Origin of the sequence: Sulfitobacter donghicola DSW-25 = KCTC 12864 = JCM 14565 (genome assembly GCF_000622405.1) — a bacterium.
In the GTDB taxonomy this organism is placed as follows: Bacteria; Pseudomonadota; Alphaproteobacteria; order Rhodobacterales; family Rhodobacteraceae; genus Sulfitobacter; species Sulfitobacter donghicola.
The window spans coordinates 338311-351175 of sequence record NZ_JASF01000005.1; the positions used below are offsets into that span (position 1 = coordinate 338311).

Here is a 12865-nt window from a genome sequence, read left to right on the forward strand (position 1 = left end):
CAGGGAGATAAAGTTCAGGAACCGCGGCGGTAAAACAGATGGACGCCAAAACGGGCCGTTCTGGTGAATTTACGGGACCAGCTGGGGCTAACGGCGGTGGTATGGTAAAAGGTCGCGCCTTTTGTGATGTCGGGTGATTTTCCGTCAATCGTTGCGCGGGCAACTTTGGAAACCTGCGCATAGGCCGCATGTTCCGAAACAACTTCGGGGCGGCCATCACAAGTGTAGGTAAACTGGCACTGGTACTTTTTGCCTGTGCCCTGATTGATCACACCACAATATGTGTTCGGAAAGCGGCTGGATTTAACGCGGTTGCGGATCACCTCGGCCACAGCAAACTGGCCTTTGACGGTTTCGCCCCGCGCCTCAAAGTAAAGCGCCTCGGCGAGGCATTTGAACTCGGCCGAGCTTTTGGGTTTTGGCTGGCTTGCCAACCATTCACGCGAAAACACAGCATTTGTTGCGTTACCACTAGACGAAGCCGCCGCTGCCGCAATTGGCGCTGGCTTTACAAGCAAATTGATACGGTCTTGGGAAAGGTTCGCGAGCCCTTGAGCCTCGATTTTCGCCAATTTTTTTGCAACGGAATTTGCCATGGCACCAGTCGGCAAAGCCAATGCAACAGCCGCCACCAAGGCAAGCCGCATTCCGCTAAAACTGGTTCCAAACCGTATCATTCATCTCTCCGGCGTTGTTTCACAGGGAGTTGGCCTAGCCTGAAAGAGGCTTCACAACAACCCAGAGCAACAAATGCCAGCGTTTCAAGGCACGAACCTACCGCATCTAGTGGGTAAGATTAGGAAAAATCACCCGATCTTGTCCGCAATTGCCAGTTGTGCCGCCGCCAATCGCGCAACCGGAACGCGAAAAGGAGAGCAAGAAACATAGTCAAAACCCGCTTCGCGGCAAAATGCTATCGATTCGGGGTTGCCGCCATGCTCTCCGCAAACCGACAAAGTGATGTCTGGTTGAGAGGCGCGACCACGCTGGGCACCCAGCGTCAGCAACTCCCCTACGCCATCATAATCCAGCGTGTGAAACGGATCTTCGTCAAAGACACCTTGCTGCACATAATCTGACATAAACCGCCCCGCATCGTCGCGGGACAAACCATAGGTCATCTGCGTCAGATCGTTTGTGCCAAAGCTGAGGAAGGCGCAATTGGGCGCGATTTCACTGGTGCGCAAGGCAGCGCGTGGCGTTTCAACCATAACCCCCAGACGGTATTCAAATTCGACACCGCGTTCTTGGCTAACCGCATGGGCAACTGCGTCGATCGCGGAACGAACCAGTTCGACCTCGCGGCGCGCCGAGACAAGCGGGATCATGATCTCGGCAATCACCGCATCGCCATCCTCACTGGCATCTACAATTGCCTCAAAGATCGCCCGCGCCTGCATTTCGTAAATCTCAGGCACAGTAATCCCTAGTCGAACACCCCGTAGCCCCAGCATAGGGTTATATTCGCGCATCGCCTCAATACGGCGGGTCACATCCGAACGCGGCAGGCCCAATGCCTCGGCCAGTTCCCGTTGGCCACTGGCGTCCATGGGCAGGAATTCGTGCAAAGGCGGGTCAAACAGGCGAATGCACACTGGTTGGCCACGCATAATACCGAACAGCTGCGTGAAATCTTCGCGTTGCATCGGCAATAGGCGTTCCAAAACCGCACGGCGCCCATCCGAAGTATCGGCAAAGATCATCTCGCGCATCACGGTCAGGCGACCCGCATCAAAAAACATATGCTCGGTCCGGCACAGGCCGATGCCCTCGGCGTTAAAGTTGCGCGCCGTTTGCGCATCCGCAGGGGTATCCGCATTTGCGCGCACCTTGATGTCGGCGCTATCTGTCGCCCAAAGCATAAGCTTTTGGAAGTATTCATCTAATGCGGCTTCTTGCATCTTTGCAGCGCCCACAAGGATCTGCCCCGTCGACCCATCGACCGTAATCTGATCCCCCTCACGAAACACCCTACCGTCCTCGGAGGTAATGGTTTTATCTCTTGGGTTGAACTCGATACTCGACGCGCCGACCACACAAGGCAGGCCGATCCCGCGGCCAATCACTGCGGCGTGGCTGGTGATGCCGCCCTTTTCCGTCAGGATAGCGTTTGCCGCATGCATCCCGCGCACGTCTTCGGAAGTGGTTTCGCGGCGCACCAGAATACAGGGCTCATCCCGCGCTGCACTGGCCTGTGCCTCGGCGGAATCAAAAACCAGACGGCCCGTGGCCGCGCCGGGGCTGGCGGCAATACCCGTTCCGATGATATCGCGTTGTGCAGCAGGGTCGATCTGGCGGTGCAACAATTCGGTCAACAGCCGTGGTTGCACCCGCATCAGGGCCTCTTCGCGGCTGATGATCCCGTCTTCGGCCAATGTCACCGCGATCCGAACCGCCGCACGGGACGAGCGCGATACACGCACACCGTCAAGGATGTGCACAACGCCATCTTCAATCGCAAATTCAACGTGCATCTCGGCACGCAGACGTTTGCGCATCAGGCTGGCATAGGTTTTGAGCGTCTCAAACGCCTCGGGCATCTTTTCTTCCAGCGAGGGACCCCGTGGATCGCGGGTCAGATACAGCGCCTCGGCATTTCCGCCCAGCGCATCACGGCCTTGGCTCTGGCTCAGATAGCGGCCCGTGACCTGAGGCGCGCCTGTTTCGCTGTTGACCAGCTGCAAAACGCCCGAGCCACATTGCCCTGCCCCCAGACCAAAGATCATCTGTTGCACAACTAGGCCCAGCCCCGCATCCGCTGGCGCGCCTTTGGCCTGCCGCAGCAGGCGCGCAGAGGTTCCGTTCCACGCCCGCGCCATAGACCGCAGGACTGCAGCCAATTGGGTGCGGCGGGATTGGGGGAATTTCTCTTCTGTTTCATGCTCATAGGCAGAAATCGTTTCTTCCAATGCACGGCGGCCTTCGCCCTGCACGTCGTCAAACATGTCAGGGTCCAAACGCGCCACGTTGATCGCGTAGGATTGGATGAAACGGGTATAAAGCGCGGCGGCGGCGTCTTCGCCCATCACCTTGCTAAAATTTTCGAACCGCGCGTCGTTCATACCAATGTTCAGCACAGCACCCGGTCCGCCCCAATCGGGGTCTTGGCTGGAGGGGCGCACACATAGCAGCGCGTCTTTGGGGAACTGATCGACAACCGCATCGACATCGGGAAGCTCACCGTTCGCGATGTTTCCAACGGTGGTGAAGGATAAGGCGACCGTGGCCGGCACAGGCAGATCAAGGCGCACAAGGCGCTGCAAGCATTTCGCGCGCCCGCCATGTGTTTCCGTGGCGATCGGCGCGGTTTGTGTCACATAGGTTGTGTTGGGGTCACTCTGCACTGCAGCATCCTTTATGTTCCGACGCAGCATAGGCAGAACAGCGCGCAGAGCAAGCCTTTGCTCACCCTACGCGCCGTTGCGTTAATTACCCTTCAACGCGGGTTAGATCCGCAACTGACGTGCCCAAGCTGCGAATGCGGCTGAGCAGGTTTAGACGGTTGCGGCGCACAGTGGCGTTGTCCGTGTTGATCTGAACCGTCTCAAAAAACGCATCCAGCGGCCCCCGCAGCGCAGCCATGGCTGACATCGCTGCAGTGAAATCTTGGGCCGCCATCGCTGGAGCGATTTTCGCCTCTGCTGCATCCAGCGCGGCAAACACGGCCGTTTCCTCATCCGTCTCGGCGTATTTCACTTCTGCGCCGTAGGAGTATTCAACGCCGTCAGCTTCTTCCGCTTGGGACAGGATGTTATTGGCGCGTTTGAAGGCTTGGATCAGGTTCACACCGTCATCGGTTTTCAACGTCTCATTCAGGGCGCGGGCCCGTTTGACCAGCAGGGCGAGGTCGTCATTACCGTCCATGGCTATGCAGGCGTCGATGATGTCGTGACGAATGCCTTGGTCTTTGAGGTAGACTTTGAGGCGATCGTGGAAGAAGGAGATGAGGTTATCTACATCTGCTCTAGCATTAGGAATTGCTAAAAGAAAATCAGGCCAATTTTCAGTCTCTTCTGGGTGGCTTTCCCTTGTAACAATTCTACCATCTTCGGCGGCCCGTGAGACGACATCATTTTGCAAAGCAGCCATACTCTCCTCGCCAACACCTAGCTTTTCCCCGATCTCCTCAACACTTTCCTGATCGGAAATATAACTTTTCCAATTTTGACTTGCAGCTAAGGTCGCTGCCTGCTTGCTAAGCGGCGGCAACAACTGCAAACTCAGATCATTCTCGACCAAAATCCGAATAACCCCCAGCGCCGCGCGGCGCAGGGCAAAGGGATCTTTGCTACCTGTAGGCTTTTCATCAATCGCCCAGAACCCTGTCAGCTTGTCGATCTTTTCGGCCAAGGACACGGCGATGGACACTGGCGCGGTTGGCACATCATCTGATGGCCCCAGCGGCGCATAGTGTTCTTCGGCGGCGGCGGCGATTTCGGCGCTCATGCCAGCGGCGGCGGCATAGTAACGGCCCATCAGACCTTGGAGTTCGGGGAACTCATAGACCATTTCGGAGGAGAGATCAGCCTTGGCAATGCGGGCGGCTTTCTCGGCCGCGTCTGCATCCGCACCAACCATCGGGGCCAGTTCGCGGGCCAAAACGGCCATACGCTCGATCAGCTCGGCCTGTGTGCCGAGTTTATTGTGGAAGGTCACGTTTTTGAGGTTCTCAACCCATGCGGCCATGCCCACATCAGATTTGGCAATGCGCAGATCATTGTCCCAGAAGAATTTGGCATCGGCCAAACGCGCGCTCAAAACCTTTTCGTTGCCTGCAAGGATCGTCGCGCCATTATCCGCAGTGGTGCGGTTGGCCACGGTGATGAATTTCTCGATGCGGCCTGTCTTGGGGTTGCGCACGGAAAAGAACTTTTGGTGCTCTTTCATCGAGGTTTGCAAAACCTCTGGCGGCAGGTCGAGGAAGTCATCGCCGATGCGCCCCATCAGGACGACAGGCCATTCGACCAATCCCGCGACTTCGGCCAGCAGGCCTGCGTCTTCGACAACCTCCAGACCGCTGGCAAAGGCGGTGTTGGTGGCATCATGCCAGATCGCATCGCGCCGCTCGGCGCTGTCCAGAACGACAAAGGCGCGTTTGAGTTTGGTTGTGTAATCCTCAAACCCAGTCACTGTGATTTCATCAGGCGCAAGGAAGCGGTGCCCGCGTGTGGTGTTGCCAGACGTGATCCCGTCAACCTCCAGCGGCACCACCTCAGAACCGTCTTCACGGCTAAGAAGGCACAGGATGGAATGCAACGGGCGGACCCATTTCAGCGTCCCTGCCCCCCAGCGCATGGATTTGGGCCATGGGAAGTTGCGGATGGTTTGTTCCAGTGTCTCGGAAATGATCTCGGCGGCGGGGCGTCCCTCTTTGGTGATCTTGGCGAACAGGATTTTGCCCTTGGGCGTATCGCGCTCTTCCAGATCATCGCGGGTGAGGCCAGCGCCACGCAGAAAGCCTTCGATGGCTTTTTCAGGGGCGTCGGCTTTGGGGCCTTTGCGTTCTTCTACGGTGCGCGGGCTGGCGTCTAGCAGACCCTCGATGGTCAGACACAAGCGGCGCGGTGTCGCAAAGGCGGCGGCAGAGGCATAGGTGAGCCCTGCGTCAACCAAAGCGTTGGTCATCAGCTTTTTCAAATCATCCGCGGCGCGCGTTTGCATGCGCGCTGGGATTTCTTCGGAGAACAGTTCAATCAGCAGATCAGCCACTGGGATACCTCGTGTTTGCCTATGTCAGGCGTTATTCTGTTGGCGCAGGCGCCGTTGGCAGCGCAGGGCATTCTTCGCCCACAACCGTGCCGTCATATGCTTTTTCACCGCAATCGTTCAGCTCGTGCCAGACATAGCCGCGGCCATCGTCGGTGATGGCGACAATGCGGTCGACGCCGTAGTGCACGTTCTTTTCGCTGAGGAATGTCAGGGCGGTGCCTGCCTTTAGTTCATCCGCGATTGCGGCTGCATCGAAACAATCAAACCAACCCGGCGCATTGCGCGGCTCAACGCCTTCGACCATCTGAAATGTCTCGGTCAGCAGTGCAAGGCTATAGGGCGTTGTGAAACAGGCGCGGTAACGGATGGGCGAGCTTTCAGCATCAATGGCGCGGAACCCTTCCAGCGGGATCACTTCGCCTTCACCACTGGAGAGCGCCATCAGTTCGATCCCTTCGGCAGGGGCATCCACCTCTTGGTAAAAGCCGTAGATCTGAAGGTAATACAGCGCCGCACCGGCGATCAGAGAAGAAACCACAATAACGATCCCTATTATTTTGCCGTTCATGAACAGGCTCCTGTGACACAGATCATACTGCGTCCTCAGACCAGCCGCCTGCGCGGGTTTGAACAAAAGCATCAGCGCAAATTTTAGTCAGCGCGCGCACACGCCCGATATAGGCCTGACGTTCGGTGACCGAGATAACGCCGCGTGCATCCAGCAGGTTGAACATATGGCTCGCCTTGATCGCCTGATCATAGGCGGGGTGCGCCATGACGATGCGCTTGCCTGTCTTTGGGTCGACATGCTCTTGTGCAATGATGTTCTTGCACTCGGCCTCGGCCTCTTCAAAGTGGCGCAGCAAGACGTCGGTATTAGCCACATCAAAGTTCCAGCGCGCATATTCTTCTTCGGTCTGTTTGAACACGTCGCCATAGCTAAGCGGAATTGGCGCGTCTGGATCGTTAAACGGCATGTCCATCACGTGATCCACGCCAAGGATATACATCGCCAGACGTTCCAAACCATAGGTCAACTCACCCGAGACAGGGTGACAGTCATGGCCGCCGACCTGTTGGAAATAGGTGAACTGGCTGACTTCCATACCGTCACACCAGACCTCCCAGCCAAGGCCCCACGCGCCCAAGGTCGGGCTTTCCCAGTCATCCTCAACAAAACGGATATCATGCAGGGCCATATCCACGCCAATCGCCTCAAGCGATCCCAGATACAGCTCTTGCAGGTTGGGCGGGCTGGGTTTGATCAGCGCTTGGAACTGGTAGTAGTGCTGCAAACGGTTGGGGTTTTCACCATAGCGGCCATCAGTTGGACGGCGCGATGGCTGAACATAGGCCGCGGCCCATGGCTGATTGCCAAGGCTGCGAAGGGTTGTTGCGGGGTGAAACGTCCCTGCCCCAACCTCCATGTCATAGGGTTGCAAAATGGCACAGCCGTGGCGTGCCCAGTAGCTCTGCAAACGCAGAATAATTTCTTGAAACGATCGGGGCGTGTCGGCCATGTCAAAAGTCCTTTGCCAGTTGGCGCTCTTACTAGGGCGCGTTGGCGCAAGGGTCAATCAGTGGTGCAACTGCAGCGCAATGTTAATAAATTCTTTATGCAACAAATAGTTCACATATGGGAATCAGTCGAAAATACTGATTATGTGCCCGAAAGTTAATATTTGAGAGTTTTTACGCCAATGTTGCGAATTTTACTTATCTGTCTGACTGCCCTTTCTTTTGGCATCGCCAGCTCTGCGCAAGCACAGTCAAACAACCCCGACGAGGTCGTCTGGGTCCAGATCGAAGCGCAACAATCCCTTGCGCGCGCGACCGATCGCGCAACGGCCTATACAACTCTGCTAGAAGACGTGAACGGGTTTTCGGTTGGCGGATCGTGGTATGCGATTGTTGTTGGCCCCTACCGCCGCGCTGATGCGGAACTGGTTTTACGTCAGTACCGCCGCGATGGTCTGATCCCGCGTGACAGCTTTATTCAAACCTCAAACCGCCTGCGCCAGCAGTTCTGGCCAGTGGGGGCAAATATCTTGGGTGATGGCGCCGTTGACGCGCCAGATGGCACAACCCCAACTCCAACCCCCGAGGCCCCAGCGCCAGAAGCCGAAGAGACGCAAGAGCCAGAAGTTGCCGAAGTGACACCGGAGCCCGAGCCAGAACCCGAGCCCGCAGATGAAACACCTGCCGAGGCACAGCGTTCAGAGCGCCAGCTAAGCCGCGATGAAAAGAAACACCTGCAGGTTATGCTGCAATGGGCGGGCTTCTACTCGGCTGCCATTGATGGCTCGTTCGGGCGTGGCACCCGCAATTCCATGGCTGCATGGCAAGAGGCGAACAACTTTGACAAAACCGGTATCCTGACCACCCTGCAACGCGGGGAACTGAAAAAACAGTATAACGCCGTTCTAGAGGGGCTAGGCCTAGAGACCGTTCGCGATACACAAGCGGGTATCGAAATGACTCTGCCGATGGGTGTTGTTTCTTTTGACCGTTATGAGCCGCCTTTTGCACAATACTCCCCAAGCGGCGATGTTGATGCCCGCGTTCTGCTGATCAGCCAGCCAGGTGATCAGGATACATTGTTTGGCCTCTACGAAATCATGCAGACGCTCGAAATCGTGCCCTTGGACGGTCCGCGTGAGCGCGGCAAATCTAGCTTCACACTGGTTGGTGAAAACGCGCGCACCATCAGCTATACCGAGGCGAAATTGGAAAATGGCGAGATCAAAGGCTTTACCCTGATCTGGCCAGCAGGTGACGAAGAACGCCGCCGCCGTTTATTGTCAGAAATGCGCAGCAGCTTTACCCGTATGCCTGGTGCGCTTAGCGCGTCAGCGGGGGATGCGTCGCAGCAATCTATCGACCTGATTTCTGGGCTGCAAATTCGCAAACCAAAAACCGCACGCTCCGGTTTCTTTGTGACAAACGCAGGTGTGGTTGCCACGGCTTCCGCCGCTGTTCAAAGCTGCACACGGATCACATTGGATGGTGATACCGATGCCGAGATCATCCGTGATGATGCTGAAAACGGCGTTGCCTTCCTCAAGCCAAAAGCGTCGCTTTCACCGCAGGCGGTTGCCAGCTTTGTGACGCAAACACCGCGCCTGCATAGCGAAGTTGCCTCGGCTGGGTATTCGTTCGAGGGCGTGCTGAGCGCGCCTTCCATGAGCTTTGGAGCCTTGGCAGATGTGCGCGGCCTACAGGGCGAAGAAAACATCAACCGCTTGGCGTTGAAATCCCGTGCGGGGGATTCTGGTGGTCCGGTTCTGGATCGCACAGGCGCGGTTATTGGCATGCTCACAGCAGCTCCCGCTGATGGGCCACAGCTGCCCGATGATGTCAGCTTTGCTATTGATACTGTCACAATCGCAACAGCGGCCAGCGATGCGGGTGTTTCCTTGATCCCTGCCGCAGCCGATGGCGCGCCTAGCCTTACCGCCTATCAGCTTTCGCAAAAAGCCAGCGGCATGACCGTATTGGTCGGGTGCTGGGAATAACTCTTGGGCGTTACGCCCTTTGAGTGACAATTGAAAACGGGGGCTGGTTCATTCCAGCCCCCGTTTTTCGATTAGGCCGTCAGTTCAGGCGTCGCGTAGATGAGCGTTGGTCCGTCTGCTGAAAAGGCCTCGCGCACAGCGGTTTGAAACTCATCCAGCGTCTTTGGATGCGCTGAGCGCGCGCCAAAAGCCTCGGCCAGTTTGCAGAAATCAGGGTTGCGCGCGATGACGGCGTTTGGCGCGATCTGCGCACGTACCATGCTGTCTTCGATCTCGCCCAGCTTGGCATTGTCCCACAGAATAATGGGTAGGGTCAGACCCAGCTCAACCGCAACACCGAGTTCTTGGCAGGTGTAGTGGAACCCGTAGTCACCGATAACCGCCAGCGTTGGTTTTCCTTGGCGCGCAATGGCCCCGCCAATGGCAGCCGGCGTGGCATAGCCCAGCGTGCCAAAGCCATAGGGGTGGTGCCAATGGCTAGGTTGCTCCATGTCCCAGACCTCTTTTGCGACATAGGCAAATTGGGTCATATCGGAATAGATCATCGTATCGTCAGGAAGGCTGGTGCGTAATGCTTCGACCACTGGCACAATGCCGGGGCGTTCCAGATCAACCTCTGCGCGCCAATGGGCCCGCAACTTGGCGACTTCCTCTGCTGACCAATCGGTCGCCGCAACATGTCCACCCAGCGCATCCCCCAATGCATCCAGAAACACGCCTGCATCCATTTTCACTGGCATTTCCGCGCGCTGTGGGTCGCTGAGGCTTTCGTCATCAATGTCCACGCGGATCATCGGGGCCTTATGGCCCAAATGCGGCCGCCAGATATCAACTTCGGCAAATTCGGTCCCCACAGCGATGACCAAATCAGCCTGCGCGACAACATTTGCGCTATCGGGACGAGCCAGCGCCGCGCCAAAAAACAGCGGATCATCCGGCGCCATGATCCCGCGTCCGGCGTAGGATACAAAGCTGGCCGCGTTTAAGGCGGCGACGACCTGACGGGCCTGCGCACTGGCAGCAGACGCACCACCACCAAAGATAAACAAAGGTTTCTTTGCCGCTTTGATCTGATCAGCCAAGGCGGATACATCCCCGTTTAGCCCCTGCCCGATTTTTGCAGTTGTAACGGGCGCTGGTGCTGGCGCGGCATGCGCCTCGAGCTGAGAAATGGGAACCTGAATGTGCTTGCTGCGCGGGCGCGCTGTTTCGAACTCTTGCATCGCGCGATCCACCAGACCATAGGCCGCATCCGCGGACAGCGCCGTGTGCGACCAATCCGTAACCGTTCCCGCTGCGATTTCCTGATCGTTCATTTGATGCAGCTGCCCACGGCGTGCCGCCGTTTCATCCAGACAGGAAGAAATCACCAAAATCGGCACACTATCGCTATAGGCCTGCCCCATTGGCGTCATGACATTACACAGGCCCGGCCCCGTAATCACATAGGCCACCCCCGGTTTGCCAGAGGCACGGGCATAGCCATCGGCCATAAATCCGGCCCCTTGTTCGTGACGGGCCAAAACATGGGTGATCCCTGCTTCTTCGATGCCACGATACATCTCTTGGTTATGAACACCTGGAATGCCAAAAATCACATCGACGCCACGTGCTTTTAGCATATGCGAAATTTGTGCACCCAAAGGGCGGGTAACAGGTTGGGACATTATGCCCTCCAGAATTTGACAGTAAAGATAACGTAGACGACCATCAGCTCTAGCCGCCCTAGCAACATTGCAATTGTGAGAATCCATTTGGCGGTGTCGTTCAGGCTTGCGAAATTGCCCGCAGGGCCAATGATATCACCCAACCCCGGCCCGATATTGGCAAGCGCAGCCGCCGCCCCTGAGACCGAGGTCACAAAATCGAGCCCCGTCATAGAGAGCGCAACCGCCACCACTCCCAAGGTCACAATAAAAAACATGAAGAATGACATCACAGAGGCGAGGACTTCTTCGCTGACAAGGCGGCCATCATAACGCGGCGTGAAAACACCATGAGGCGAGCGGATACGCTGTAGCTGGGCACGGATCGAGGCAAAGAGCAGCTGATAGCGGAAAATCTTGACCGAACAGGCCGTTGATCCCGCACAGCCCCCGATTAGCCCCATGAAAAAGAACAGAGCAACGGCGAAACCACCCCAAAGCATATAATCAACCGAGGCATACCCCGTCCCCGAAATGATCGAGGTCACGTTAAACAAGGTCTCACGGAAGGCTTGCTCATTCCCGAGGTGAATGCCCTCTTCCAGAAACAGAACCAGCAAAACGATCAACACAATGATCGTCATCACAAAGCCACGCACCTGCGGGTCGCGGTGCAGGGCGGTTGGGTTACCATTGATCAGCTGCACGTATCGAACAAACGGCAAGGCCGCGAGGATCATAAACACCGTCGCAACATATTCGAGCGGCCCAGAGAACGTTCCGAATGAGGCATCGTAATTCGAAAAACCGCCCGTCGAAATTGTCGTCATTGCATGGGCTGTTGCGTCAAAGATATCCATTCCGAAATACAGATAGACCATCGCGCAGATCAGCGTGAAGGCCACGTATAGGCCCGATATCTGGGTTGCGATCTGACCAGCTCGTGGTAGGATTTTACCAAAGGTATCAAACCCTTCGGATTTAAAGATCTGCATCCCACCAACGCGAAGTTCTGGCAGGAACACCATCGCAACAACAATGATACCAATCCCGCCCAACCATTGCAGGATCGACCGCCAGATCAGCAGACCTTTGGGCAGGTCATCCAGCCCAGAAAAGACGGTTGCACCCGTCGTTGTCAGACCAGACATCGCCTCAAATACCGCATCCACAATGCTGGCGTCTGTCTGTCCCAGCACAAAAGGGATCGCGCCGAATAGCGGCAGCGCCAGCCACACCGAAGAGGTCAACAAAAAGGTCTGCTGGATTGTCAGCCCTTCCTTCACGCCACTGGCACAAGCCAAAGCGATAGCGATACCGCCCATCAGCGTGATGATCGCACTTTGAAGAAAGACCGGCCATTGCCCCTTGCCTTCGGCAAGATCGACCAACAGGGGAACCAGCATGGCTACCCCCAGCACAGCCACCAAAAGGCCAATTACATATCCAACAGGGCGCAGGTCCATGGGCAAAGGGTTGGCGCTCTCGCGCGCCAGTGTCAAGCAGACCGCAGCCTGCTCACACCGTTAAAATGTAAAAAACCCGCAGCGGTGCCGTTTTCGACACCCGCAGCGGGCTGGTTTTGACGGATTAAAAATCTAGCAGTGCTGGAGATCTTTAAAAACATGGTAGGCGATAGCCTCGCGCTGAATGCCCATTTCAGCCAATTCAGCGTCCGTTTTTGCGTTCAGGGCTTCCATTTTCTCAATGCGCGCAGATACTTGAACTTGGGTAGCTTGAAGCACCATTTTGCCAAAAGACGAAAAGAAATTCCCGATTTTTGCAAACGGATTGCTAAAACCGCCAAGCGTTGTCGAAACAGCGTTGTTATGCGCGTAAGTGTTTAGATCGGCCATTGCATTTTCCTTCTAACATCGGTTGCATTGTGAGGGGCGGCGATCCGCCCTATTTCATCCAGCCTAGCCATCGCTGCACTGCAGCACCACCATTCATTCTGCATAGCAGCATCCCACCCAGAGCACTCCATGCAGGCAA

The 12865-nt window shown here is 56.4% G+C and carries 9 protein-coding genes; 1 reads left to right on the plus strand and 8 read right to left on the minus strand.

Features of this window, described 5'->3' with window-relative positions:
* Positions 1-14 precede the first annotated feature (14 nt).
* The 5 genes from Z948_RS0102610 to Z948_RS0102630 form a co-directional block, all read right to left on the minus strand.
* Positions 15-677, minus strand: coding sequence for a cell wall hydrolase (locus tag Z948_RS0102610; protein WP_025058019.1), 663 nt, complete (start codon positions 675-677; stop codon positions 15-17).
* 129 nt (positions 678-806) lie between these two features.
* Complete coding sequence (locus tag Z948_RS0102615) at positions 807-3374, minus strand: putative PEP-binding protein (protein WP_156023488.1); 2568 nt, start codon at positions 3372-3374, stop codon at positions 807-809.
* 55 nt (positions 3375-3429) lie between these two features.
* A complete protein-coding gene (glyS, locus tag Z948_RS0102620) occupies positions 3430-5709 on the minus strand; it encodes a glycine--tRNA ligase subunit beta (protein WP_025058021.1) in 2280 nt (759 codons plus the stop codon).
* 31 nt (positions 5710-5740) lie between these two features.
* Complete coding sequence (locus tag Z948_RS0102625) at positions 5741-6277, minus strand: DUF6446 family protein (protein WP_025058022.1); 537 nt, start codon at positions 6275-6277, stop codon at positions 5741-5743.
* Positions 6278-6299: 22 nt separating this feature from the next.
* The gene (locus Z948_RS0102630) at positions 6300-7229 is read right to left on the minus strand and encodes a glycine--tRNA ligase subunit alpha (RefSeq protein WP_025058023.1); all 930 of its coding nucleotides are present in this window, start codon (positions 7227-7229) and stop codon (positions 6300-6302) included.
* Between the two features lie 180 nt (positions 7230-7409).
* On the opposite strand from Z948_RS0102630, the gene Z948_RS0102635 reads away from it, so the two are divergent.
* Positions 7410-9224, plus strand: a complete 1815-nt coding sequence (locus Z948_RS0102635) for a serine protease (protein WP_025058024.1) — start codon at positions 7410-7412, stop codon at positions 9222-9224.
* A 71-nt stretch (positions 9225-9295) separates the two neighbouring features.
* On the opposite strand, the gene Z948_RS0102640 is transcribed toward Z948_RS0102635, so the two are convergent.
* The 3 genes from Z948_RS0102640 to Z948_RS17765 all read right to left on the minus strand — a co-directional run bounded on the left by Z948_RS0102640 (position 9296) and on the right by Z948_RS17765 (position 12726).
* Complete coding sequence (locus tag Z948_RS0102640) at positions 9296-10891, minus strand: 5-guanidino-2-oxopentanoate decarboxylase (protein ID WP_081784020.1); 1596 nt, start codon at positions 10889-10891, stop codon at positions 9296-9298.
* The gene (locus Z948_RS0102645; RefSeq protein ID WP_025058026.1) at positions 10891-12336 is read right to left on the minus strand and encodes a TrkH family potassium uptake protein; all 1446 of its coding nucleotides are present in this window, start codon (positions 12334-12336) and stop codon (positions 10891-10893) included. The genes Z948_RS0102640 and Z948_RS0102645 overlap by 1 nt, the downstream gene beginning before the upstream one ends.
* A gap of 132 nt (positions 12337-12468) precedes the next feature.
* Positions 12469-12726 (minus strand): hypothetical protein, encoded by a 258-nt coding sequence (locus tag Z948_RS17765; RefSeq protein WP_025058027.1) that lies wholly within the window; start codon positions 12724-12726, stop codon positions 12469-12471.
* Positions 12727-12865 lie beyond the last annotated feature (139 nt).